Annotated in this window: 21 protein-coding genes and 1 tRNA gene; 9 read left to right on the top strand and 13 right to left on the bottom strand. The window is 65.4% G+C overall.

All coding sequences use genetic code 11. The annotated features are described in order from the left end of the window. Nucleotides 1-4: 4 nt before the first annotated feature. Nucleotides 5-625, bottom strand: a complete 621-nt coding sequence (ycaC, locus tag K8374_RS20170; protein WP_084858599.1) for an isochorismate family cysteine hydrolase YcaC — start codon at nucleotides 623-625, stop codon at nucleotides 5-7. Nucleotides 626-1,037: 412 nt separating this feature from the next. On the opposite strand from ycaC, the gene K8374_RS20175 reads away from it, so the two are divergent. The 4 genes from K8374_RS20175 to K8374_RS20190 all read left to right on the top strand — a co-directional run bounded on the left by K8374_RS20175 (nucleotide 1,038) and on the right by K8374_RS20190 (nucleotide 5,933). Further along, nucleotides 1,038-1,427, top strand: coding sequence for a YybH family protein (locus tag K8374_RS20175; RefSeq protein ID WP_224456927.1), 390 nt, complete (start codon nucleotides 1,038-1,040; stop codon nucleotides 1,425-1,427). Nucleotides 1,428-1,514: 87 nt separating this feature from the next. Continuing rightward, nucleotides 1,515-3,014 (top strand): purine-cytosine permease family protein, encoded by a 1,500-nt coding sequence (locus tag K8374_RS20180; RefSeq protein WP_224456928.1) that lies wholly within the window; start codon nucleotides 1,515-1,517, stop codon nucleotides 3,012-3,014. 13 nt (nucleotides 3,015-3,027) lie between these two features. Further along, nucleotides 3,028-4,458 (top strand): aldehyde dehydrogenase family protein, encoded by a 1,431-nt coding sequence (locus tag K8374_RS20185; protein WP_224456929.1) that lies wholly within the window; start codon nucleotides 3,028-3,030, stop codon nucleotides 4,456-4,458. 257 nt (nucleotides 4,459-4,715) lie between these two features. Beyond that, nucleotides 4,716-5,933, top strand: a complete 1,218-nt coding sequence (locus tag K8374_RS20190) for a DUF3422 domain-containing protein (RefSeq protein ID WP_224456930.1) — start codon at nucleotides 4,716-4,718, stop codon at nucleotides 5,931-5,933. Between the two features lie 72 nt (nucleotides 5,934-6,005). Here the strand turns inward: K8374_RS20190 and K8374_RS20195 are convergent, their stop codons facing one another. From K8374_RS20195 to K8374_RS20220, 6 genes are all read right to left on the bottom strand, one after another. Continuing rightward, nucleotides 6,006-8,399: a DUF3772 domain-containing protein gene (locus tag K8374_RS20195; protein ID WP_224456931.1), complete on the bottom strand. Its 2,394-nt coding sequence runs from the start codon at nucleotides 8,397-8,399 to the stop codon at nucleotides 6,006-6,008. 56 nt (nucleotides 8,400-8,455) lie between these two features. Then, nucleotides 8,456-9,523: a bifunctional DNA-binding transcriptional regulator/O6-methylguanine-DNA methyltransferase Ada gene (gene ada / locus K8374_RS20200; protein ID WP_224456932.1), complete on the bottom strand. Its 1,068-nt coding sequence runs from the start codon at nucleotides 9,521-9,523 to the stop codon at nucleotides 8,456-8,458. Between the two features lie 226 nt (nucleotides 9,524-9,749). Then, nucleotides 9,750-10,376 carry a DNA-3-methyladenine glycosylase family protein gene (locus K8374_RS20205; RefSeq protein ID WP_224456933.1) on the bottom strand — a complete coding sequence of 209 codons (627 nt, stop codon included), beginning with the start codon at nucleotides 10,374-10,376 and terminating at the stop codon, nucleotides 9,750-9,752. Between the two features lie 88 nt (nucleotides 10,377-10,464). Beyond that, nucleotides 10,465-11,622 carry an MFS transporter gene (locus K8374_RS20210; protein WP_224456934.1) on the bottom strand — a complete coding sequence of 386 codons (1,158 nt, stop codon included), beginning with the start codon at nucleotides 11,620-11,622 and terminating at the stop codon, nucleotides 10,465-10,467. A gap of 123 nt (nucleotides 11,623-11,745) precedes the next feature. Then, nucleotides 11,746-11,889 carry a hypothetical protein gene (locus K8374_RS20215; RefSeq protein WP_224456935.1) on the bottom strand — a complete coding sequence of 48 codons (144 nt, stop codon included), beginning with the start codon at nucleotides 11,887-11,889 and terminating at the stop codon, nucleotides 11,746-11,748. A gap of 115 nt (nucleotides 11,890-12,004) precedes the next feature. Further along, nucleotides 12,005-13,219 carry an MFS transporter gene (locus K8374_RS20220; RefSeq protein WP_224456936.1) on the bottom strand — a complete coding sequence of 405 codons (1,215 nt, stop codon included), beginning with the start codon at nucleotides 13,217-13,219 and terminating at the stop codon, nucleotides 12,005-12,007. A gap of 238 nt (nucleotides 13,220-13,457) precedes the next feature. On the opposite strand from K8374_RS20220, the gene K8374_RS20225 reads away from it, so the two are divergent. After that, nucleotides 13,458-13,534, top strand: a tRNA-Met gene (locus K8374_RS20225). Between the two features lie 57 nt (nucleotides 13,535-13,591). Here K8374_RS20225 and K8374_RS20230 read toward each other — a convergent pair. After that, nucleotides 13,592-14,209: a LysE family translocator gene (locus tag K8374_RS20230; protein ID WP_224456937.1), complete on the bottom strand. Its 618-nt coding sequence runs from the start codon at nucleotides 14,207-14,209 to the stop codon at nucleotides 13,592-13,594. A 231-nt stretch (nucleotides 14,210-14,440) separates the two neighbouring features. Between K8374_RS20230 and K8374_RS20235 the strand changes: the two genes are divergently transcribed. After that, entirely contained in the window at nucleotides 14,441-15,358 is a 918-nt protein-coding gene (locus K8374_RS20235; RefSeq protein WP_224456938.1) for a LysR substrate-binding domain-containing protein, read from the top strand. Here K8374_RS20235 and K8374_RS20240 read toward each other — a convergent pair. The 4 genes from K8374_RS20240 to K8374_RS20255 all read right to left on the bottom strand — a co-directional run bounded on the left by K8374_RS20240 (nucleotide 15,298) and on the right by K8374_RS20255 (nucleotide 17,875). After that, nucleotides 15,298-15,870, bottom strand: a complete 573-nt coding sequence (locus tag K8374_RS20240) for a D-Ala-D-Ala carboxypeptidase family metallohydrolase (RefSeq protein WP_224459372.1) — start codon at nucleotides 15,868-15,870, stop codon at nucleotides 15,298-15,300. The two genes, K8374_RS20235 and K8374_RS20240, sit on opposite strands and share 61 nt — an antisense overlap. Nucleotides 15,871-15,943: 73 nt before the next feature. Further along, on the bottom strand, nucleotides 15,944-16,582 hold the full coding sequence (gene can, locus K8374_RS20245; RefSeq protein ID WP_084858612.1) for a carbonate dehydratase: 639 nt from the start codon (nucleotides 16,580-16,582) through the stop codon (nucleotides 15,944-15,946). 52 nt (nucleotides 16,583-16,634) lie between these two features. Next, complete coding sequence (rimI, locus tag K8374_RS20250; RefSeq protein ID WP_224456939.1) at nucleotides 16,635-17,090, bottom strand: ribosomal protein S18-alanine N-acetyltransferase; 456 nt, start codon at nucleotides 17,088-17,090, stop codon at nucleotides 16,635-16,637. Beyond that, nucleotides 17,087-17,875: an energy transducer TonB gene (locus K8374_RS20255; protein WP_224456940.1), complete on the bottom strand. Its 789-nt coding sequence runs from the start codon at nucleotides 17,873-17,875 to the stop codon at nucleotides 17,087-17,089. Before K8374_RS20255 ends, rimI begins: the two co-directional genes overlap by 4 nt. Nucleotides 17,876-18,051: 176 nt before the next feature. Here K8374_RS20255 and mksB point away from each other — a divergent pair, with 176 nt between their 5' ends. From mksB to mksF, 3 genes are read left to right on the top strand one after another with little or no spacing between them, the layout of a single operon-like run. Further along, nucleotides 18,052-19,341 carry an Mks condensin complex protein MksB gene (gene mksB / locus K8374_RS20260; RefSeq protein ID WP_084858615.1) on the top strand — a complete coding sequence of 430 codons (1,290 nt, stop codon included), beginning with the start codon at nucleotides 18,052-18,054 and terminating at the stop codon, nucleotides 19,339-19,341. After that, a complete protein-coding gene (gene mksE / locus K8374_RS20265) occupies nucleotides 19,331-20,038 on the top strand; it encodes an Mks condensin complex protein MksE (RefSeq protein WP_224456941.1) in 708 nt (235 codons plus the stop codon). Before mksB ends, mksE begins: the two co-directional genes overlap by 11 nt. Continuing rightward, nucleotides 20,035-22,866, top strand: coding sequence for an Mks condensin complex protein MksF (gene mksF / locus K8374_RS20270; RefSeq protein WP_224456942.1), 2,832 nt, complete (start codon nucleotides 20,035-20,037; stop codon nucleotides 22,864-22,866). The genes mksE and mksF overlap by 4 nt, the downstream gene beginning before the upstream one ends. 137 nt (nucleotides 22,867-23,003) lie before the next feature. Here the strand turns inward: mksF and K8374_RS20275 are convergent, their stop codons facing one another. After that, the gene (locus K8374_RS20275; RefSeq protein WP_224459373.1) at nucleotides 23,004-23,447 is read right to left on the bottom strand and encodes a CreA family protein; all 444 of its coding nucleotides are present in this window, start codon (nucleotides 23,445-23,447) and stop codon (nucleotides 23,004-23,006) included. Between the last annotated feature and the right edge of the window lie 8 nt (nucleotides 23,448-23,455).

Genomic DNA, 23,455 nt, shown 5'->3' on the forward strand with positions numbered 1-23,455 from the left:
CGGGTTACTTCGTCAGCAGGCTGTAGCTGGTCATCAGGTTACGGTAGTCCGGAATGTGGTTGGAGAACAGCGTGCCCAGGCCCTCGATGTCGTTGCGCCAGTCGCGGTGCAGCTCGCAGGCCACGCCGAACCAAGTCATCAGCTGCGCACCGGCAGCTTCCATGCGGCGCCAGGCCGAGTCGCGGGTCAGTTCGTTGAAGGTGCCCGATGCATCGGTCACCACGAACACATCGAAACCTTCTTCCAGGGCCGACAGGGCCGGGAAGGCCACGCACACTTCGGTCACTACACCAGCGATGATCAGTTGCTTCTTGCCGGTGGCCTTGACCGCCTTGACGAAGTCTTCGTTGTCCCAGGCATTGATGTTGCCTGGGCGTGCGATGTACGGCGCGTCAGGGAACTGCTCCTTGAGCTCGGGCACCAGCGGGCCGTTGGGGCCGTTTTCGAAGCTGGTGGTGAGGATGGTCGGCAGCTTGAAGTACTTGGCGAGGTCCGACAGGGCCAGCACGTTGTTCTTGAAACGGTCGGGCTCGATGTCCCGTACCAGGGAGAGCAGGCCAGTCTGGTGGTCGACCAGCAGAACAGCGGCGTTGTTCTTGTCCAGACGCTTGTATTGGAAGGCCATGATGTTTCTCCTTGCTTGGTGGGTAGGTAACTCAGCTCGTTCGGAGTCCAGTCGCTCGTGGCGGGTGGCCACGGCCTGGGCGTTCATGTAAATGCGGGCGTGGGACTGTCAGCGTAGGCAACGTCTGCCGAACCAGGCGACCGTTAGTCGCCGAAGGCCGCGCTTGACGGCTGCCTGCAAAAATACAGGCACAACGTTAGTTCGATGAACGGCGCGTCGGTAGAGGCCGAATTCGAACCTCTGCGTTCCATTTCGTGAACGCTGTTACGGGACGCCCGCCCTACAAGAATGCGTGCGGCCATGAAATTGGTTCACAAATTCCTGAACTGATTATTTATCCCCAGCGATTTTTCCCCCCGCCAACCCTCACCAGAATCGCTTCAACAATCACAATAACCGTGAGGCCACTCCCGTGGACCAGACCCTCCAGGTGCGCCAGGCCGCCGCCGATCTCGTCGATGCCTTCGCCAGCAACGACACCGCCTGCTACTTCGCCTGCTTCAGCGAAGACGCCACCTTCCTCTTCCATACCTTGGCGCAACCGCTGCTCTCACGCCGTGCCTATGAAACGCTGTGGGCACAATGGCAGGCCGAAGGCTTCGCCGTGCTGGGCTGCCAGTCCAGCAACGTCCAGGTGAGCCTGCAAGGTGAGGTGGCGATCTTCATGCACGACGTGGCCACGCACATTCGCATCGCGGGCCAGGAGCACCGGCTGGCCGAGCGCGAGACCATCGTCTTCAAGCGCCAGGGCGGACGTTGGCTGGCTTGTCACGAACACCTGTCGGTCGCCTCCGACATCTGATGTTTCGCGGCCCTGCCGCACTGCCAACGCACCACAAGAAAGTCCGCGCACCGCGCCGACTCACAACAACCGCGCTGGAGCCTTGCCATGAGCCATTCGACCGGTATCGAGACCAATGGCGTCGAACAGATCCCCGACGATCAACGCGACGCGACCCCGCTGGACCTGTTCCGCCTGATCTTCGGCGGTGCCAACACCTTCGCCACCGCTGTGCTGGGCAGCTTCCCGGTACTGTTCGGCCTGTCGTTCCAGGCCGGGCTGTGGGCCATCCTGCTCGGCGTCGGGGTGGGCGCCTTGATCCTCGCCCCCATGGGCCTGTTCGGTGCGCTCAACGGCACCAACAATGCGGTGTCGTCCGGCGCACACTTCGGCGTGCATGGGCGCATCGTCGGTTCGTTCCTGTCGCTGCTCACCGCCGTGGCGTTCTTCTCGCTGTCGGTGTGGAGCTCTGGCGACGCCCTGGTCGGTGGCGCCAAGCGCCTGGCGGGGCTGCCGGAAACCGACCTGACCCTGGGCCTGGCCTACGGCCTGTTCGCAGTGCTGGTGCTGGTGGTGTGCATCTTCGGCTTCCGCTTCATGCTGTGGGTCAACAAGATCGCGGTGTGGGCATCGAGCTTGCTGTTCCTGCTGGGCATCCTGGCGTTCGCCAGCCCCTTCGATGTGCACTTCGCCGGTAGCGTCAACCTCGGCCAGCCCGGTTTCTGGGCCGCCTTCGTCGGCGCAGCGATCCTGGCCATGAGCAACCCGGTGTCGTTCGGCGCGTTCCTCGGCGACTGGTCGCGCTATATCCCGCGCCAGACACCCAAGGCGCGCATCATGCTGGCCGTGATCGCCGCCCAGGCGGCGACACTGATCCCGTTCCTGTTCGGCCTGTGCACCGCGACCCTGGTCGCCACCCAGGCCCCGGACTACATCGCCGCCAATAACTATGTGGGCGGCCTGCTGGCGATCTCGCCGGGTTGGTTCTTTCTGCCGGTTTGCCTGATCGCGGTGATCGGCGGCATGTCCACCGGCACCACTTCGCTGTATGGCACCGGCCTGGACATGTCCAGCGTATTCCCGCGCTTGCTCAGCCGCGCCGGCGCGACCCTGCTGATAGGCGTCGCCGCCATCGCCTTCATCTTCATCGGCCGCTTCACCTTCAACCTGGTGCAGAGCGTGTCCACCTTCGCCGTGCTGATCATCACCTGCACCAGCCCCTGGATGGTGATCATGATCCTCGGCCTGGTCACCCGTCGCGGCTTCTACCATGCCGACGACCTGCAGGTGTTCACCCGCGGCCAACGCGGCGGGCACTACTGGTTCACCCATGGCTGGAACTGGCGCGGCATGGGCGCCTGGATCCCCAGCGCAGCGGTGGGCCTGTGCTTCGTCAACCTGCCAGGGCAGTTCGTCGGCCCACTGGGCGAGCTGGCCGGCGGAATCGACCTGAGCCTGCCGGTCACCCTGGGCATGGCTGGCCTGCTGTATATCGTCCTGCTCAACCTGTTCCCTGAACCCGCCGGCGTCTATGGCCCCCATGGCCCACGCTGGGTGCGTTGCAAAAGCGCCCCGCGCACGCCGGTAACCACCGCCGAAACCGCCTGACTGGAACCCGATCATGACCACACCCCACTACATCGACGGCCGCTGGGTCGAAGGCCAAGGCAGCGACTGCATCACCGTGCATGACCCCGCGCTGGGCCAGCCGTTCGCCGAGCTGATGTCCGCCAGCACCGCCCAGGTCGACCAGGCCGTGGCTGCCGCCCGGCGCGCCCTGCCCGCCTGGAAAGCCACTGCTCCGGGCGAACGTGCCGCGCTGCTGCGTGGCTTCGCCGAACAACTTGGCCAACGCCGCGAAGCACTGATTACCCTGCAGATGCGCAACAACGGCAAGCCACGCCACGAAGCCGAGATCGACCTCGACGATGCCGTGGCCACGTTCGCCTACTACGCAGACCTTGCCGAGCAGCTGCCTGGCAAGAACCGCGAGGTCCCCCTGGCCGCCCCCGGCTTCACGGCCCGTACGCGCCTTGAACCGGTGGGCGTGGTCGGCTTGATCGTGCCGTGGAACTTCCCCCTGGTGACCAGCGCCTGGAAGCTTGCCCCGGCATTGGCCGCCGGCTGCACGGTGGTGCTCAAGCCCTCGGAAGTCACGCCGCTGATCGAACAGGCTTACGGCCAGATCGCCGATACCCTGGGCCTGCCCGCCGGCGTGCTGAACATCGTCAACGGCAAGGCCGAGACCGGTGCCGCCCTGAGCGGCCACAACGGGCTGGACAAGCTGTCATTCACCGGCAGCAATGGAGTAGGCAGCCAAGTCATGCGCGCCGCCGCAGCCCAGTGCCGCCCCGTGACCCTGGAGTTGGGCGGTAAATCGGCGATCGTGGTGTTCGATGACTGCGACGTGGACCAGGCCGTGGAATGGATCGTCGCCGGCATCACCTGGAACGCCGGGCAGATGTGCTCGGCCACCTCGCGCCTGCTGGTCCAGGACGGCATTGCCGATACTCTGCTGCCCCGCCTGCAGGCGGCCCTGGAACAGATGCACGTGGGCAACCCGCTGGTCGAGGACGTGGCCATGGGCCCGCTGACCAGCCAGGCACAATGGCTCAAGGTCGCCAGCTATTTCGCCATTGCCCGCGAAGAAGGCCTGCATTGCCTCACCGGTGGCCAGGTGCTGGACCGCGAGGGCTGGTTCGTCAGCCCGACCCTGTACAGCGATGTGCCGGAAGGTAGCCGCCTGTGGAACGAAGAGATCTTCGGCCCGGTATTGTGCGCCCGCCGCTTCGCCACCGAGGCACAGGCCATTGCGCTGGCCAACGACAGCCGCTTCGGCCTGGTCGCCACCGTATGCTCCGCCGACCTGGACCGCGCCGAACGTGTAGCCGACGCACTGGAGGTTGGCCATGTATGGATCAACTCGGTGCAGGCGGTGTTCGTCGAGACCTCCTGGGGCGGGACCAAGGGCAGCGGCATCGGCCGCGAACTCGGGCCCTGGGGGCTGTCGGCGTACCAGTCGGTCAAGCATGTGACGCGTTGCCTGGGGTAATTCCCGAAATCCCCGACCATGTGCCGTGACAAGGGCTACTGCATTAGGATGGGTAGCCCGTCACCTACGTAATGGAGGAATGAGACGAGGCCACATGCCTGCAACGCAATTGTATAGCTGTACGTCTATTGTCGTTACAGATGATCAATTGCAAGCCGACGATGGCGGCCACTTTGCCCGCGCAGGTGACTTTTACCCATCTGCGCGAAGTCCCACCCCTGGTAGCCCAATAATCACAACACCAGGCCAGACCTCCCATGCATCCGCAACGCACCGCCCTGCATAACGAACTGCACGCTCGTCCATCGCTGTACTTCGACGAGCCTGCCCATGTCCACCACCTGGCCGTGCTGGGCGACGACGCCGCCTGCCTGGCCCTGCTGCAACGCTGCTGCCCCGACGCCGTCGACAGGGAGGCCGCCCAGGGCATTACCCGGCTGGATGGCAACCCCTTCAAATGGGAGCGCCACGCGGAGTTCTTCACGCTGACCTTGGTGGTGCCCTGCGCCAGCCACGATGCCGGCTGGCAGGCGCTGCCCCAGGTCCTGGCCGAAGCCATCGCCCCACAGGCCGACCAGGTGATCAATGCCGTGCAGGTGCTGGTGCGTGGCGAACAGGGCCTGGACCTGACGCGCTACGGTTTCAAAGACCCCTGCGGCTCGCTGGTCGGTGGCGGTGATGCGGTGGTGTGGAGCGACTTTCGCCTGACCGAGGACGGCACCAACCGCCTGTTGTTCATCAACCGCCGCCTCAACGCCTACCGCCAGGGCCGGATGATCCGCCGCCTGCTGGAAATCGAGACCTACCGCATGATGGCCTCGCTCACCCTCAGCACGGCAAAGGCGCTGAGCCAGGAGCTGGACGCCTTCGACCGGACCCTGGTGAGCCTCTCCGAGCGCAGCGCCAGCGTCGATGGCCACGACTCCAAGACCTTGCTCGAAGCCATCGCCCACCTCTCACGCCAGGTGGTCAGCCGTACGGTGAAAACCCGCCATCGCTTCGGTGCGACCCAGGCCTATGCGCAACTGGTGTTCGAGCGCCTGGGCGAACTGCGCGAGAGCCATGTGGGGGATTGCCAGCGGCTGGGGGTGTTCATCGAGCGACGCTTCAAACCGACGGTGCGCTATTGCGCCGCCACCGAGCAGCGTCTGGAGCAACTGGCCAAGAATGTCGCCAACCTGGGCGACCTGCTGCAGGCGCGGGTGCAGGTGGAGATGGAGGAGCAGAACGCCGAGATCCTGCGCAGCCTCAATGCCCGCGCCGATGCCCAGGTGAAGATCCAGCGGGCAGTGGAAGGGCTGTCGATCATCGCCATCACCTATTACCTGCTGAACCTGTTCAAGCTGCTGTATGGCGGCCTGAACGTGCTGGGCGCAGGGCTGACGGCGCGCGAGGCATTGCTGGGGATGGCAGTGCCAGTGATGCTGCTGCTGGGAATGATCCTGCTACGGATCAGGCGGGCGAAGCAGCATTGACCCAGGCACAAGGCCGCTCCTCCGGTAGGAGCGGCCTTGTGCCGCGAAAGGGCCGCAAAGCGGCCCCTGGCCTCATTCCGCCCCATCCACCGACCGTGCACTGTCCTGCAACAACACCATGCTCTGCGGCGAAGACAAGGCGATCCCTTCCTCGCGCAACCGCCCCAGCACCGTGAACAACAGGTCGCTGCGCGCCCCCGACACCTGCCGCGGACTGGCCACGTAACCGCTGACGCTGAGCACCATGCCACTGGCGGTGAGGTCCTTGAAGGTCACTGACGAGGCCGGCGCATCGAGGATCGATTCATGCTCGCGGAACGCCGTCAGCAGCAGATCACGCACCTTGTTCGCGTCGGTATCCAGCGGCAGGGTCAGGGTGATGCCGACCACGCCCAGGGCATTGCCCATGGTCACGTTGCGCACGTTCTGGGAAATGAACTGCGAGTTGGGCACGATCACCGTGGAACGGTCGGACATCTGGATTTCCGTGGCGCGCACGTTGATCCGACGGATGTCGCCCTCCACCCCGGCCAGGCTCACCCAGTCGCCCACCTTGACCGGGCGCTCGGTGAGCAGGATCAGGCCGGAGATGAAGTTCTGCACGATCTGCTGCAGGCCGAAACCGATACCCACCGACAGCGCACTGACCACCCAGGTCAGGCTGGTGAGGTTGATACGCAGGGTCGACATCACCAGCATGGCCAGGAACAGGAAGCCCAGGTAGCCGACCAGGGTCACCAGGGATGCACGCATGCCGGCATCCATGTCGGTCTCCGGCAGCAGGCGCTCGCTCAGCCAACGCTTGACCACGCGGATGGCGAACAGCCCACCGAGGAACATGGCCACCGCCAGGAAGATGTCCTGCGGCACGATGTTCAGGTTGCCGAGCACCTTGCCCCCGCTGCCGTCCCATTCCGCCAGGCTCAACAGCAGCTCGCCGGGGCTGGTGCCCGAGGGCATGAGTACCAGCAGGCCGGCGATGAACAGCAACAACGTACGCCCGATGCCCGCCAGGATGGTGCTGGCCTGGGCCTGGTGCCGTGGCTGCAGGCCAAGGGCCGCGGACAAGGCCAGACCACTGGGCTGGCGCGGCGACAACAGGGTTTCGCACAGGTCGCCGAACACCGTGATGAGCAGGTAGGCGCAGGTGGCCACCACGCTGATCCACAGCAGCTTGGCGGTGAGGAAGTAGGCCAGGGTCAGGTAGCCGGTGAGCAGCGCCAGCAGGATCAGCCCCACCCAGACCACGATCACGAACGGAATCAGCCCGGCCAACCCAGTCGGGCGCTCCAACTGGTGCCGTGTGCGGGCGCGGCGGTAGCACACCAGCGCCGCAACGAAGATCAGCGACACCACCAGGGCGGTCAGGCCGTTGGTGGCCACGGTCAGCGCCAGGCTGGTGCCGATCACGCTGTTGATACGCTCCTGGGTCAGCAGCACCATCAGCGCCAGGGCCAGGACCTGGGGGAACCAGCCCAGGGCACTGGCCACTTCATCCGGGATCGGCGGCAAGCGCCAGGAGGGGCGCTGCAGCATCAGCATGGCGCGGCCGAGGCCGGCGATGAAGGCGCTGAACACCACCAGGGTGAGGATATGGTTGATCAGGCTGGCGATATCGCTGCCCAGCTCGGCGCTGTTCTCCAGGCCCCAGCGCACCAGCGACACCGAGCCGCCGATGGTGCTCAGGGTCGCCAGGCTGACGCTCAAGGCCAGGGCACTGCGCCGCAGGCGGCCCTCGGGCAGCCAGCGGATCATGGCATCGGCCAGCAGCCGCTCGAGCACCTTGCGCACCAGTGTCCATACCAGCAGGGCCGCCACCAGGCTGCTGATGAATAGCCAGCGGTGCTCGGCGCTGAAGGCGCTGGCCACGGCATCGGCGGCCTCGCCGCGCAGGTCGCGCAGGCGTGCCACGTCCTCGTCGGTCGGGCGGATCAGGCTCGACCAGAATGCTGGGCTCAGGGGGCTGGCGGCGCGGGTGGTGACCTGCGAGTTGAACTGGCTGCGACGCAGGTTGACGATCTGCGTGGCCAGGTCACGAGCCGATTGGGTCAGCTTCACCGCCTGCTGTTGCTCGGCCAGTACCGACTTCTTTTCATCGCTCAACTGCTTGCGCTGGCGGGTGATGCTGTCGGCTTCGTCGGGCAGCACTGGGCCGAGCACCTGGAGCTGGTCGTCCAGGCGCTCCACGTCGGAGGTGCGTTGCGTACCCAGGGCGTCAGCCTGGCGTTGCACCTGCAAGGCGGCCTGACGCAGCTGGGACAGCAGGTCATCGTTCGCCTCGCTGGTAAGCCCCTGGCGGACCTGGTCCAGGCGGTCGCTCAACTGCTCCAGGCTGGCGTTCTCGTCCAGCGTGGGCAGTTCACCGGCGCTCAACGGCCCGACCTGTGCCGACCAGGCTGGCGTGGCCACCCACAACAGCACGGCAAGCGTTGCTACACAAAAACGGTAAAGGCTCAGGCGCCTCATCGAATTCCCCTATTTACACGCTCGATTGGGCGGGGATTCTACGCTGCTCGCAGCGCTCAGGTGAGTGCCGTTTCTCGCGTCAGCAATTGCCGTTTACGCTCCACTCCCCAGCGGTAGCCACTGAGGTCGCCGTCACGGCGTACCACCCGGTGGCAGGGGATGGCCACGGCGAGGCAGTTGGCGGCGCAGGCCTGGGCGACGGCGCGCACGGCCTTGGGTGCGCCGATGCGTTCGGCGATGTCGGTGTAGCTGACGGTGCTGCCGGCGGGTACCTCGCGCAGCGCCTGCCAGACGCGCTCCTGGAAGGCCGTGCCTTGTACGTCCAACGGCAACGCCAGGCCCAGGGCCGGCTGCTCGACGAACCCCACCACTTCGGCGACCAGGCGTTCGAAACCGGCGTCGCCGCCGATCAGCCGAGCCTTGCTGAACTGGTCTTGCAGGTCCTTGAGCAGGCGTTCAGGGTCCTCGCCCAACAGGATGGCGCAGATGCCCCGTTCACTCTGCGCCACCAGGATCGCCCCGAGCGAGCACTGGCCAATGGCGAAGTGAATGGTCGAGCCCGCGCCCTTGGCCCGGTATTCCCTCGGGCGCATGCCCAGGCGTTGGCCGGCGCTCTCGTAGAAGCGGCTGTTGGAGTTGTAGCCGGCGTCATAGATGGCCTCGGTCACGGAGCTTGCGCGGTCGTCGAGCCGCTCGCGCAAGCGCCGGGCGCGATAGCCCGAAGCATAGGCCTTGGGCGTGAGCCCGGTCTCGGCCTTGAACACGCGGTGCAGGTGGAAGGGGCTGACGGCCAGTTGCGCACCGAGCTGGTCGAGGTTGGGTGGCGTCTCGCTGGCCTCGATCAGGCGGCAGGCGCGGGCCACCAGTTCGGTACGGCGCATCATCTGCAGGGCCTTGCCCTCCGTGCAGCGGCGACAGGCGCGATAGCCGGCCGCTTCGGCCGCGTCGGCATCATTGAAGAATTCGACGTTCTCACGCTTGGCCAGGCGTGACTTGCAGCCAGGCTGACAGTAGACGCCCGTGGTGCGTACGGCATAGACGAAATGGCCGCTGGCCGCTGTGTCGCGGCGTTGCACGGCGAGCCAGCGGTCGGCGTCGGTGGCGTAGGCGGTGGCAGGCTTCATGAAATCTCTCCTGGGCGGCTGATGTTGCAAGCCTGACAGGCTGGGTCGGGGCTGGCACTCCGTTTATTGCACGGCAATCCGGCAGAAGTGCATCGCCCTGTAGGAGCGGGCTTGCCCCGCGAAAGGGCTGCCAAGCAGCCCCGACATCCTGGGCGTCAACGCTGACATCCCGGGGCCGCCCTGCGGCCCTTTCGCGGGGCAAGCCCGCTCCTACAAGGGGGCAGCGCTAGGCGCGCCACAGGTACCAGGACGCCACGGTCCGATACGGGCTCCAGCCACCTCCCAGCGAACGCATCTGCGCCGGTGTCGGCGCCTTGTCCATGCCCTTGAGCCGACGATACCCCTCGCGCATGCCAAAGTCGTCCACCGGCAGGATATCGGAGCGCTCCAGGCAATAGATCAGCAGCATCTCCACCGTCCAGCGCCCGACGCCACGCAGGCTCACCAGACGCTCGATCAGCGCATCGTCATGCATCGTCAGCGCTTGCTCGCGGCTGGGGACGATACCGTCCAGGCGCGCCTGGGCAATCCCCTGCACCGTAGCCAGCTTGTTCGCGGATAAGCCACAGCCACGCAGCACCTCGGGCGGCGTGGCCAACAGTTGCTCGGGGCTAGGGAAGGCGGCCCCCGGGAACAACGCCAGCAAGCGCGCCAGGATCGCTTCGGCCGCCCGGGCGTGCAACTGCTGGTAGGCCACCGCCCGTACCAGCGCCTCGAAGGGCTCGCGCTCCGGCACAGCACTGTGCTGGCACGGACCGATTGTAGCGATGTGTCGGGCCCAGTCCGGGTCCAACGCCGCGAGGAAGTCCGTGGCCTGGCGATAGGCCGAGGGCGAGAGGTCGGCGTGGATCATGCGCGATAGTCTCGAATGATCGGAAAAAGACCAGCTTAGACCAACCTGTCATCGACGGAACGACGGTTCTTGCGCAGGTAATTGCGCCTCAGTCTGTCACAGCCCGCAGCTTCCCCGCCCGGCGATACGACTGCCGGGCGAAGCACACGAACAACCCTGCCATCACCGCCAAGGCCATGGGCAGCCCGTGCGGCGCCACGTCCATCGCCGCCCCGCTGACCAGCGGCCCGACCAGGCTGCCGACACCCCACAGCAAGCCAACGCTGGCATTGGCCGTCACCAGGTCCTGGCCCTTGAAGCGCTGGCCGATCAGCACCAACGCCAAGGTATAGATACCGCCAGCCACAGCGCCCAGCACCACCAGCAGCGGCCACAGCAGCCAGCTCATCTGCAGCAGCCACGGCAGGCCGATGCCGATCGCCATGGCCACCACACCGCACACCAGGTGCAGCCCGGTACGCTCGACCCGGTCGGCCAGCCAGCCCAGGGGCAATTGGAAGATCATGTCGCCAGCGAACACCACGGTCACCATCAACGCCGCCACACCCACCGCAAAACCATGGCTGGTGGCGTAGACCGGCAGCAGCGACAGCACCACGGCATCGAAGAAGGAGAAGAACAGCACCGCCACGCACAACGCCGGCGCGACCCGGAAGAACCCGGCCAGGCCAAAGCTCTTTTCGCCTTCCTCGTGCGCCACATGGTCATTGGGAACGGTCAACAGGATGCACAGCAACGCCAGGCCGTAGCAGCCGGTGACCACACCGGTGACCCACGGGCTGTTGGCGCCGAGCAGTGCCAGCATGGCCGGCCCCAGCACCTGGAAACCGGTGAAGCTGGTGGCGTAGAGCGCCATGATCTTGCCGCGGTTGTGCTCCGGGCACAGCTCGTTGACCCAGGACTCGCCAAGGATGATGGCGATGCCCATGCCGATACCCAGCGCCAGGCGCAGCACCGCCAGGTACCAGATCGAGGTGAAGGCACCTTCGAGCAGCGCGATGCTCAGGGTGCACAGGCTGAAGCACAGCAAATAGATGGTGCGCCGGGTCAGGTGTCGGCAGCAGGCATCGACCATGAACGCCGAGAGCATCATGCCCGCTGCGGGGATGGCCGAGATGATACCGATCTCGAGGGTGCCCGCCCCCGCCTCGTGCAGACGCAACGACACCAGCGGCAGGCTCGCCCCCAGGCTGAACCCCACCACCGACACGGCGAACAACAGGCCCGCCAGCAAACGCATGTTCATTACCACTCCTTGCTCGCCGCCCACGTGCACCCTGGGCCGGGGCGGCTGGAAAAACCACTGGAAAGATGTGCGAACGCAGACACCCGCAGCCACGCCGGCAGGCGGACACGCAGGGGCGCAGGATCAGTTCAGGGCAAGGTGTGGCGAGAAGGTGAAGGCGAACAGCACGCTGCGCCGACGCTTGAGCACCGTGTCGCTCGGCCACGCACGACGCACCGCCTGGATGACAGGCTGGTGGACAAGGCGAAGGCTCTGGGAACGGCGCATTGCATCGACTACGTGAATTGAAAGGAGGCGGCACTCTAGGCCAAGGGGGCTTGGCGCGTCAATCGCCAAGGCCCCTTGTGGGAAATCACCCAGCCCATTGGGGTTGAGACCCGGATCAGCGTTTACCGGTGGAAGGCAGGAACACTGCCAGCAAGCCAAACAGCGGCAGGAACGAGCACAGCCCATAGACGTACTCGATACCTCGCAAATCAGCCAGGTAACCCAGCAACGCCGCGCCGATGCCACCGAAACCGAACATCAGGCCGAAGAAGATCCCGGCGATCATGCCGACGCTGCCCGGCACCAGTTCCTGGGCATAGACCACGATGGCCGAGAACGCCGAGGCCAGGATGAAGCCGATCACCACGCTGAGCACACTGGTCCAGAACAGGTCGGCGTACGGCAGGGCCAGGGTGAACGGCGCCACACCCAGGATCGAGAACCAGATCACCGCCTTGCGCCCGATCCGGTCGCCGATCGGCCCGCCGAAGAAGGTACCGGCCGCCACCGCGCCCAGGAACAGGAACAGGTGCAGCTGGGAGCTGGCCACCGACACACCGAACTTCTCGATCAGGTAGAAGGTGAAATAGCTGGTGAAGCTGGCCATGTAGAAATACTTGGAGAACACCAGCAGGCCCAGCACCACCAACGCCAGGATCACACGCTGGCGCGAAATCCCATGGCTGGCCTGCACAGCCTTGCGGGCCTTGAACTGGTTGAGATGGCCCTTGTACCAACCCCGCAGCAACAAAGTCACAGCGAAGAAGAACAGTCCGGCCAGGCCGAACCAGGCCACATGGCTCTGACCGAAGGGAATGACGATGGCCGCCGCCAGCAGCGGGCCGAGGGCAGAGCCGGCGTTACCGCCGACCTGGAAAGTCGACTGGGCCAGGCCAAAGCGCCCTCCCGACGCCAGGCGGGCGATGCGCGAGGTCTCGGGGTGGAAGGTCGAGGAGCCGATGCCCACCAACGCCGATGCCAGCAAGATCATCGGGAAGCTGCCCACGAATGCCAGCATCACGATCCCCACCAGGGTGCACAACGTCCCCAACGGCAGCAGGTTCGGCGCCGGCCGCCGGTCGGTGAAGAAGCCGACCCACGGCTGCAGCAGCGACGCCGTGATCTGGAACGTCAGGGTGATCAGGCCGATCTGGGCGAAACTCAGGTTGTAGTTGGCCTTGAGCATCGGGTAGATGGCCGGCAGCACCGCCTGGATCAAATCATTGATCAGGTGTGCCAGGGCACAGAAGCCGATGATGCGCATCACCAGTGGGGTGGCCTGTGCGGCGGTGCTGGTGCCGGTGGAGGTCTGGGCGCTGCTGATGGCCATGACTATGTCCTTTCCGCGGATTTGGGATCCGATTATCAGGAAAGAACTAGATACTTAGCTACCTTTTTATGCGATCGGCCGCCCCGCGGCTCGACTCACCAGGTCTGCGTAGCGCATTCTTTGCAGGTTGGCGGGCGCACCGAGCGGCCCGCCCCGCTAAGCGTTTGAAAGGCCGGAAATTTTTTTCACAACGAGTGTTGACAGAGTCGCGATTCGAGCTAATAATGCGCGCCATGTCGGCTACATAGCTCAGTTGGTTAGAGCATAGCATTCATAATGCTGGGGTCCGGGGTTCAAGTCCCTGTGTAGCCACCACCTTCAAAAAAGGGCTTATCGAAAGATAAGCCCTTTTTTATTGCGCTGAAAAAACCGTCAACGCACGCCCGCCACTACCACGGCCAGGCCCAGCCCGATCAGGGCTACGCCGATCACCCGGTCGACCACCCCTTGTCGCTCGATCATCGCCTGGCGCAATCCGTCACTCGAGAACAACACCGCCACCAGGCTGAACCATGCCCAATGGGCGAACGACATGAATGCCCCATAGGCTAAATCCAGCGCCAGCGGACTGCCTGGCCGCACCACCTGGGTGTAGGCACTGACGACAAATAGCATCGTCTTGGGGTTCAGCGCATTGGTCAAAAAACCTGTGCGCAGGCCTTGCAGCACACCGGCCCGAGGGCTCTGGCCGATACCATCGAGTGAGATCCGTGAGGTGTTGGTCAACGATTTGTAGCCCAGGTAGACCAGGTAACCGGCTCCCACCACCTTCATGGCCAAGAACAGCGCCGGGCTCTGGCTGATGATCACAGCGATGCCGAGCACGGTGTACAACACATGCACCTGCACGCCCAGGGCGATCCCCAAGGCTGCGGCCAGGCCAGCCGTACGCCCTTGGGCATAACTGCTGCGGGTGACCATGGCGAAGTCGGCCCCTGGGCTGATGACGGCCAGCACGGTGAACAGGGCGACGGCGATCAGTTCGTTCACGAAAAAGCTCCTCGATTGGCGATGAAAATGCACAGGGCACTGATTATCGAAGGCTTATTCGTGGCGAAAAATCGATTTATAGTGCGGCAGACCTGCTAGTTTTTTTCACAGATAGGCGTAAGCCTTGCTGGCCCAATCGCGGGACAAGCCCGCTCCTACAGGAAGAGCCCAGACAGCCTTGGTGGGAGCGGGCTTGCCCCGCGATTGGGCCGCCACAGACGACACACGATCATGAAACTGCCGCCACTCACCGCCCTGCGCTATTTCGATGTCGCCGCCCAAACTGAAAGCTTCGTGCGCGCCGCCGAGCACCTGCACGTGACCCATGGCGCCGTCAGCCGCCAGGTACGCCTGCTGGAGGAAAGCCTGGGCATCGAGCTGTTCGAGCGGCGTAACCGGGCCCTGTTCCTGACACCGGCCGGCCGCAGCCTGCATGGCACCACCCAGTCGATCTTCGAGCAGCTCGAAGGCGCGGTGCAGCGCCTACAAGCGCAGACGCAAGACAATGTGCTGGTGGTGTCCTGCGAGCCGACCATCGCCATGCGCTGGCTCATCCCTCGCCTGCCCCGCTTCCATGCAGCCCATCCAGACCTGCAACTGCACCTGGTCGCCGCAGGCGGGCCGCTGGACTTCGGCCGTGCCGGGGTAGACCTGGCCCTGCGGCGCGACGACTTTCATTGGGAACGGAAGCTGCACAGCCTGAAGGTCTGCGCGGAGTGGATCGGCCCAGTCTGCCGGCAAGGCTCCGACACCGGCCTCGACAGCCACCGCCTGCTCCACAGCGCCACCCGCCCTGACGCCTGGAGCACCTGGCAGCGCCTGGCCGGGGCGAAGGCGCGCCATACCGAGCGCAGCGACTTCGAACACTTCTATCTGTCGATCCAGGCCGCCAGCGCCGGGCTGGGGCTGGCCATCGCGTCAGCGCTGATGGTCCGTGACGAACTGGACAGCGGGCAACTGGTGGCGCCCTACGGCTTCCTGCGTGACGGCTCGGCCTACCACCTGCTCAGCCCCTTGCCCCTGGATGACGGCGGCAAGCGCCAGCGCTTCGCCGAGTGGGTGATGGGCGAATGCCAGGCGTGCCTGGCTCACCTGGGCCTGGTGCAGAACGACGACCCCGAGCGGCCGTCACCGCCCCAGGTGCGATAACCGGCCGTATCGAGGTGGATGCGCCCGGAAGGATAACGCCCCAGCCCCATGTTCCAGGCCTGGCCATGCTGCTGCCAGAACCGGCACAACGGATTGGGATCGGCCCAGTCGGGCAGCAGCACATCGACTGCGAAAGCCCGGGTATGGGCGCTGCCCACCGCGCCACCGGCACAGGCATTCAGGCGCGGGTCACGGTAGGCCGACACCACCTCGAACTGGCGCAGGATGCCTTGTTCGTCGAGGGTCTTGAGCAGCATCAGGGTAGCGCGCACCTGGGGCCAATGGGTGGCCGGCGGTACGGCGAAGGGTGAGGCCCTGCACAGGCGCCAGTCGGAGGCCGAACGTAGCAGTTGATGGATCGGTACCACGCCATAGAGGCGAGCATCCACCAACATCTGGCGGAAGGCACGGGTCGGGTGGTCGCCTGCCCACTGGGCGAACATCCAGACATCCCGCTCATCGGCGTGGGCGATACCTGCCAGCAGCCCTGCCACGCAGGCCAGCAGCTTCATGCCTTTCATTCTTCACTCCTGTATATGCCACTACAGCGAGTAAAGCACGGGGCCGCTGCACGGCCCCAAAAACCTACTCCAAAGGCCGCAGGCGATACTGTGGCGGCAATTGGGCGAACCCGCTGATGGTGGTGTCCAGGCTCTTCCAGCGGCCATCCTTGATGCCATAGATGCAACCATGGATCGACAGCTCCTGCCCCCGGTGCCAGGCGTTCTGCACGATGCTGGTGTGGGCCACGTTGGCCACCTGCTGGATCACGTTCAGCTCGCACAGGCGGTCGACCTTGGCCTCCTCGGTATCGAGCTTGGCCAGCTCGCCGCGCTTTTCGTAGTACAGGTCGCGGATCGAACGCAGCCAGCCGTCGATCAGGCCCAACTGGCGGTCCTGCATCGCTGCGCGCACACCGCCGCAGCCATAGTGGCCGGTGACCAGGATGTGCTTGACCTTGAGCACCTCCACCGCGTACTGGATCACCGACAGGCAGTTCAGGTCGGTGTGCAGCACCACGTTGGCCACATTGCGGTGCACGAACAGGTCGCCCGGCAGCATGCCGACGATCTCGTTGGCCGGCACGCGAGCGTCGGAGCAGCCGATCCAAAGGAATTCGGGCGTCTGCTGGCGGGCCAGCTTGGCGAAGAAGTCCGGGTCGCGCTGCTTGATCGCATCGGCCCAGCGCTCGTTGTTGTCGATCAGTTCCTGCAGGTCATGCATGGTCGTTGCCTCATCAGGGTATGCCTGTGTGACACGGCCAGCACCTGCAAGGTCACTCCTCGAACAGGGTGCAGGCCATCACCAGGGCGTCTTCGCGACCGCCGGCAACGGGATAGTAGTCGCGCCGGCGGCCGATTTCGTTGAATCCGTAGCGCTCGTACAGGCGGTAGGCCGCCTGGTTGCTGGCGCGCACCTCCAGGAAGCATTCCCGGCCATTGAGCTGGTAGGCCCGGCCCATCAGATGCTGCAGCAGGCGCAAGCCCAGGCCACGGCCCTGGTTCTCCGGCTTGACGGTGATGTTGAGCAGGTGGGCCTCGTCGATGATCACGTTGATCACGCCATGGCCGACCTGCTGCTGGCCGTCGAACATCAGCCAGACCTCATAGGACTTGAGCGCATCCTGGAAGATGCCGCGCGTCCACGGATGGCTGAACGCGGCATATTCGATTTTAAGCACGGCATCCAGATCCGCCTCGGTCATCGGGCGGAAACTGATCGAGTCACTCATTCAACGCTCTTCCAGCGCGCCATCAGCCGGCGCATCGCTTGCCAGACGTCCGCCTTGCGCTGCGGCTCGTCCATCAACAGTTCAAGGCCCGGCAGGGCCCAGGCGTCGCCCAGGCCTTCGACCTTCAGTTCTTGGTAGTAGGCCTCGCCGTCGGCCTGGCCTGCGAAGCGCACGGCCGGCAAGCCGACCAGCCACAGGCAGGTGCAAGGTGCCTCTTCCAGGCGTGCAGCGATGAAACCCTGGACGAAGTCGCGCGCCGCCTCCGGCCCCTGGTCCATGTTGCCGCGTACCAGCAACGGCCAGCGCACCGGCTCGCCGATGATCTGCGGCGCATCGGGCAAGCCGGCGGCACGCAGCATGTCCTTGAGCAGCAGGTACGACGGGTCGCGGCTCTGGAAGGGCTGGCCGGTGGCCAGCTCGACCAGCACCAGGCAGCGACCGGCGCGCAGCAATTGCAGGGCAAAACGCGGTGGCGGTAACGGTGCCGGACGAGGCGCTGGCACCTGCTCCTGGGCTTCGACCGGCGTGCTGGCGGGCTTGGGCGTGCTGCCCGGCCGGGGGATCTCGATCTTGGGGCGCTCGACGGAGCGGGCTTGTGGGGCGATAGGTGGTGCGTCAGGCGCAGGTGCGCTTGGCCGTACCTCGATGGCGGCGTCTTCGACCGGCGCCAACGGCAGCAGCAGTTCCGGGCGCGACGGTGCAGCGAACGGCAGTTCGGCGCGCGGCAGCCAGTGCACCACTTGCATGGCGGAAAGGTAGGCGCGGCGGCGGGGCTCGGTCAGCAAGGCACGGGGTCCGGGGGTGAGGATTGGCGGGTATTCTAGCGCGTACGCCTTGGGTTTTGCAGGGGTTGTGAGACCGAGCGCCGCCCGTGCGATCCCATTACAGACCAAGGGGTGAAATCCTCCCCCCCGGATGCAGTACAATCGCCCCTTTTATTTGGCAACGAGTCGACCCGCCAATGATCGAACCCAAGCGCGTCCTGCGCGCCCTAGCCGAACACTGGGCCTTGATCGAGCCGCTGTGCGAGCGCTTCGACCAAGGCACCCTGAGCCTGGTCGAGCTGCGCCAGCAACTGGCCCGGCAGCAGGTGGAAAGCACGCCGCAGGACATCACCCAGTTGCTCGACGTGTGGATCCGCCTGGACATTCTGGTACCGGTGGCCAAGAGCCCGAACCGCTTCGAGCTCAACGCCCAGATCCACGATTTCCTCGCCTACCTGCGCCGCGAGCACCGCCTGGGCCTGTGCCTGGAGATCGAAGCCTACCTGCGCCACCTGGAGCGTCTGGCCGGGCATATCCAGGACGCCTTCGACAACCGCGACAGCGACGACCTGGCGCGCCAGCTGCGCCTGCTCGACATGCGCGTGCGCGACGTCCTCAAGAAACTCGACAACGACGAGCAGGCGCTGGTGGCCGTGGCCGAGCGGGCCAAGACCAGCAACCGCCAGATCCCCCTGCGCCAGCGCTACGCGGAGGTCCTGGCGACCTGGGACGAGTACGTCGAGCCGATGATCCAGCTGGTCAATGCCGACGGCGCCTTCGAGCAAGGCGTGCGCAAGGTCGAGACCGTGCTGCTGCGCCTGCTGGGCGAGCAGGCGCGCCTGGGCCACCTGGTCGACGACGACATGCTGCTGCGCACCCACGCCCGTATCCTCGAGATGCAAACCAGCGCTCAGCTCACCCTGCGCCACGCCCGTGAACTGCTGCTGCCCCTGCGCGAGGAAGCACGCCGGCACAACGCCGTGACCCGCGGCGCCGCCCTGGCCCTGTCGGTGATCCGCAAGAAAGGCATCGATGCCGTGCCGCAAGCGGCCATGCCGATGTTCACCCGCCCGCAGAGCACCTTCCTCGGCAGTGCCAGCCAGGTCGAAGCGTACGTTTATGCCCTGGCCCGCTTCGAGCCCAAGCCGGCGCGCTTCCCCAAGGCCCACAAGTCGCAGAAGGGCCCGCTGCCCCGCGCCCCACGCACGGTCAAGGAAATGCTCGAGCGCTGCGAAGACGCCCTGCCCCTGCCAGACCTGATGGTCTGGCTGCTGGAGCAGGAGCCCGAAGGCGCCACCGACGAATTGCTGTACTGGTTCTCGCGCCTGTCGCGGGAGAAGCGCTTCAGCCGCGAGCGCCTCGAACGCCAGGAATACACCACCCGCGAACACCTGGTCAGCCTGCGCTCCTTCGCCCTGACGTCCAGCCGCCAAGCCACGCCAACGACCACGTCCGACTCCAACGCGAGCCCAGCCAATGCATCTTGATCTTTCCGAACTGTCCCAGCTCGCGCCGATCTTCCGCGAGCTGTTCAAGGGCTTCCACATCAGCCGCCGCGACCCTGAACTGTACGCCCAGCTGTCGAGCTTCCAGGACCAGTACCGCACCCTGTTCAAGGCCCTGGGCTTCGAGCTGGTGTGCGACACCCGCGGCTTCTACTACTTCGTGCCCGAGCAGGCCGCCGCCCAGGTCAACAAGACCGCGCAGCGCCTGTCGCTGTTCACCTTCATCCTGGTCGAGCACCTGGCCGACCAGGGCCGCGACCCGATGGCCGTGCTCGATGGCGGCAGCGTCGGCCGCGACGAGCTGCCGTCCTTGCTGGAAAAGTACCGCGACCTGTTCATCCAGGCCGAGGTGCAGACCGTCGACGAGCTGGAAGAGAAAATCCTGCGGCGCATGACTCAGCTGGGCTTCGCCCATGAGGAAGGCGGCATCTACCGTTTCCTGCCGCCGATGCACCGCTTCCTCGACGTGTGCCTGTCGGTCCAGCAGGACCGGGACCTGGCCGCCACCCTGCACAGCGACCTGCCGCTGCCAACGCCAGTGCTGGTCGAGGAAGAGAGCCCGGAAGCACTCAACCGTACCGACGACCCGCTCGACCTGTCCCCGTTCGACAGCGAAGAGAGCGAGGAAGAAGCCCTGGCCCGGGCCATCCGCGAAGAGCAACAGGAGATTGACGCATGAGCCAGGAACGCTACGGTATTCGCCGCTTCGCACTGCTCAACACCGCCGGCTACAGCCTGGGCCTGTTCCCCCTGGAACACCCGCTGTCGGTCTACGGCGCCAACAACCTGGGCAAGTCCGCCTCGATCAACGCCCTGCAGTTCCCGATCCTGGCGCGCATGTCCGACATGAGCTTCGGCAAGTACAGCCTGGAGCAGTCGCGCCGGTTCTACTTCGCCAGCGACACCAGCTACATCCTCTGCGAGCTGAACCTGCCCCACGGCCCGCACGTGATCGGCGTGGTCGGGCGCGGCCCGGGCGGCGGCTTCGGTCACCAGTTCTTCGCCTACCAGGGCCAGCTGGACCTGGCGCACTACCAGAAGAACGACACCTGCCTGCGCCAGAAGGAGCTGTTCACCAACCTCGAGCAGCACGGCCTGAAGGCCTACGAGCTCAAGCCCGACGAACTGCGTCGGCTGCTGGTCGGTGGCCACACCTCGGTGCCGCTGGACCTGACCCTGATCCCGCTGCGCTCGACCAGCGAGCAGAGCCTGAAGACTTTCCGTGCGCTGTTCATCAACCTGCTGCACATGCGCGAGATCACCGCGGCCAAACTCAAGCAGCTGTTCCTCGATGCCTTCGAGCACAGCCTGCGCTCAGGCAGCGTCGACTACATCGCCGCCTGTGAGGAAGCCTTCCGCGACGTACGCCGCATGGAACAGGACTACAACGCCCTGGTCGCCGCCGGCCCCCTGGTCGAGGCCCTGGCCGGCGGCGTGGCCCAGCGAGACATCCTGCGCGGCAAGCTGCACCGTATCTCGCCATTGCTCGATAACCTGCTGGGCACCTGGCAGGAATACGCCATGGCCCGCAAGGAAGAGCTGGTCATCCAGTCCGAGCACTACCGCAGCGAGCAGGACCGCCTGCAGAACGACCAGCGCGGCGGTACCCAGGAGCTGATGCGCCTGGAACGCGAGATCACCGGCATCCAGCGCTGGCTGGGCGAACTGTCGGTACTCAAGCACCGCTTTGCCCTGGTCACCGACGTGAAAACCCTGGAGCAGCAACTGCTGGCCGCCAAGGATGCCCACGACGAACTGGCCGGCGCCCTGGCCCAGTCACGGCAGTTCTCCGCCGAGGACCTGGACGAGCGTGTACGCGACCTGGAAAAACGTCTCAAGCAGGTCAAGCAGCAACTCGACCACGCCGACAACAACAGCTACGCCCGCCTGCGCGAGGAGTTCTCGCAACAAGACGTCGACCGCCTGATGCGCCTGTTCAACGGCGCGCTGTTCAGCCTGCCGCTGGGCGACCGGGGCATCGAGCTGGACGACAGCGATGTCTGGGTGAAAACCCTGGAAGCGGTGCTCGACAGCTTCAAGGGCGAGCGTTTCGAGGCGCCGGGCCTGTCCATCGATCTGTCGCACATCGACCCACCGGCCCTCCAGGCCCTGGCTGACCGCGCCGCTCTGCGCGACCAGAAAGAGCGCCTGGAAAAAGAACTCAAGCAACTCAAGACCCAGCAGGCCGTTGCCGCCGACCGCAGCGCCTCCAAAGCGCAGACCGAAGCCCTGTACCAGCAGGTGCTCGATGCCCAGAAGGCCCTGGAGGATTATCGCCGTACCGAGACCCTGAGTGCCGAGGAACCGGAAAAGCTGGAACAGCTCGCTCAGCTGGAAGCCGCCCAGGACGAACTCAAGCGTTCCAGCGACGCTTTCACCGAGCGCGTCCAGCAGCTGTCGGCCAAACTGCAGCTGGTGGGCCGGCAGATCGCCGACCTGGAAGCCAAGCAGCGCACCCTGGAAGACGCCCTGCGCCGTCGTCAACTGCTGCCGGCCGACCTGCCGTTCGGCACCCCGTTCATGGAAGCGATCGACGATTCCATGGACAACCTGCTGCCGCTGCTCAACGACTACCAGGACAGCTGGCAGGCCTTGCAACGCGTGGACAACCAGATCGAGGCGCTGTACGCCCAGGTGCGCCTCAAGGGCGTGGCCAAGTTCGACAGCGAAGACGACATGGAGCGCCGCCTGCAACTGCTGATCAACGCCTACTCGCACCGCACCGAGGAAGCCCTGACCCTGGCCAAGGCACGCCGCGCGGCGGTCACCGACATCGCCCGGACCTTGCGCAACATCCGCAGCGACTACGACAGCCTCGAGCACCAGCTGGCTTTGTTCAACCGCGAGATCAACAAGCGCCAGGTGTCCAACCTGGAAAGCTTCCGCGTGGTCCTGGCACCGAACAAGGAAGCGCTCAAGCACATCGACCAGATCATCCACAGCGCCGGCCAGTACGAGGAAGGTGAAACCCTGTCGGTGTTCGACCTGACCCAGAGCGCCGAGCAGGACCACAAGAACGAAGAGGCCAAGGAGTACCTGGCGCGGCTGGTGGCGGCCAACCACAACCAGTTGGGCCTAAAGGACCTGTTCGAGCTGGCGTTCGAGATCACCAAGATCAACGGCCAGCCGGTGATCCATGCCGACATCGACGGCGCCGCGTCCAACGGCACCACCATGACCATCAAGGCGCTGACCAACATGTATCTGTTGCTGCACCTGATGGATCGCGACCTGGCCGGGCGCATTCGCCTGCCCTACTACCTCGACGAGGCGGCGGACATCGACGAACGCAACCAGGCAGCGCTGCTGGAGACCAGCCAGCAGCTGGGCTTCGTGCCGATCCTGGCGAGCGTGAAGCCGCAGGTGTCGGCGCGGGTGGCGATCGACCTGGAAGGCGGCAGCGGGCCGAACGGTATCTACATCGACGAGGCGGACTGGAAGTACATCAGCCGGCTCGATGAGGTGAAGGCGATCGTGCGTGAGGATCAGGCCGAGGAGCTGGCCTGAGACAGCCGGGGCCGCTTTGCGGCCCAATCGCGGGACAAGCCCGCTCCCACAGGGACTTCACAAGCCTCAAGCCTGTGAGGTACCTGTAGGAGCGGGCTTGCCCCGCGAATGGAGGCCAAAGGCCTCCCACTGGGGCATCAGTGATTCCAGGGCAGGATCGGGATCGCCGTCACCGCGTTCTGCGGGCTGCCTTCGATCAGCCGGTCGCTGTACACCAGGTACACCAGCGTGTTGCGCTTCTCATCCAGGAAACGCACCACCTGCATGGTCTTGAACACCAGCGAGGTGCGCTCCTTGAACACCTCCTCGCCGTCCTTCAATTCCCCCTTGAAGTGGATCGGCCCCACCTGGCGGCAGGCGATCGACGCCTCGGCGCGGTCCTCGGCCAGGCCCAACCCACCCTTCACACCGCCAGTCTTGGCTCGCGACAGGTAGCAGGTCACGCCCTCGACCTTGGGGTCGTCGAACGCCTCGACCACGATGCGGTCGTTCGGCCCGAGGAACTTGAACACGGTCGAGACCTGGCCGATTTCCTCGGCCCCGGCCAGCATCGGCAGCGCCAACGCCGCCACGGCAATCATCCTTTTCA

The sequence above is a fragment of the Pseudomonas sp. p1(2021b) genome (assembly GCF_020151015.1).
GTDB classification, from domain to species: Bacteria; Pseudomonadota; Gammaproteobacteria; order Pseudomonadales; family Pseudomonadaceae; genus Aquipseudomonas; species Aquipseudomonas putida_K.

Bases quoted from the DNA above. Each gene is read 5' to 3' on its own strand.
- ycaC (WP_084858599.1), bottom strand. From the start codon at position 625: ATGGCCTTCCAATACAAGCGTCTGGACAAGAACAACGCCGCTGTTCTG.
- K8374_RS20180 (WP_224456928.1), top strand. From the start codon at position 1,515: ATGAGCCATTCGACCGGTATCGAGACCAATGGCGTCGAACAGATCCCC.
- K8374_RS20185 (WP_224456929.1), top strand. From the start codon at position 3,028: ATGACCACACCCCACTACATCGACGGCCGCTGGGTCGAAGGCCAAGGC.
- K8374_RS20190 (WP_224456930.1), top strand. From the start codon at position 4,716: ATGCATCCGCAACGCACCGCCCTGCATAACGAACTGCACGCTCGTCCA.
- K8374_RS20195 (WP_224456931.1), bottom strand. From the start codon at position 8,399: ATGAGGCGCCTGAGCCTTTACCGTTTTTGTGTAGCAACGCTTGCCGTG.
- ada (WP_224456932.1), bottom strand. From the start codon at position 9,523: ATGAAGCCTGCCACCGCCTACGCCACCGACGCCGACCGCTGGCTCGCC.
- K8374_RS20205 (WP_224456933.1), bottom strand. From the start codon at position 10,376: ATGATCCACGCCGACCTCTCGCCCTCGGCCTATCGCCAGGCCACGGAC.
- K8374_RS20210 (WP_224456934.1), bottom strand. From the start codon at position 11,622: ATGAACATGCGTTTGCTGGCGGGCCTGTTGTTCGCCGTGTCGGTGGTG.
- K8374_RS20215 (WP_224456935.1), bottom strand. From the start codon at position 11,889: ATGCGCCGTTCCCAGAGCCTTCGCCTTGTCCACCAGCCTGTCATCCAG.
- K8374_RS20220 (WP_224456936.1), bottom strand. From the start codon at position 13,219: ATGGCCATCAGCAGCGCCCAGACCTCCACCGGCACCAGCACCGCCGCA.
- K8374_RS20235 (WP_224456938.1), top strand. From the start codon at position 14,441: ATGAAACTGCCGCCACTCACCGCCCTGCGCTATTTCGATGTCGCCGCC.
- K8374_RS20240 (WP_224459372.1), bottom strand. From the start codon at position 15,870: ATGAAGCTGCTGGCCTGCGTGGCAGGGCTGCTGGCAGGTATCGCCCAC.
- can (WP_084858612.1), bottom strand. From the start codon at position 16,582: ATGCATGACCTGCAGGAACTGATCGACAACAACGAGCGCTGGGCCGAT.
- rimI (WP_224456939.1), bottom strand. From the start codon at position 17,090: ATGAGTGACTCGATCAGTTTCCGCCCGATGACCGAGGCGGATCTGGAT.
- mksB (WP_084858615.1), top strand. From the start codon at position 18,052: ATGATCGAACCCAAGCGCGTCCTGCGCGCCCTAGCCGAACACTGGGCC.
- mksE (WP_224456941.1), top strand. From the start codon at position 19,331: ATGCATCTTGATCTTTCCGAACTGTCCCAGCTCGCGCCGATCTTCCGC.
- mksF (WP_224456942.1), top strand. From the start codon at position 20,035: ATGAGCCAGGAACGCTACGGTATTCGCCGCTTCGCACTGCTCAACACC.
- K8374_RS20275 (WP_224459373.1), bottom strand. From the start codon at position 23,447: ATGATTGCCGTGGCGGCGTTGGCGCTGCCGATGCTGGCCGGGGCCGAG.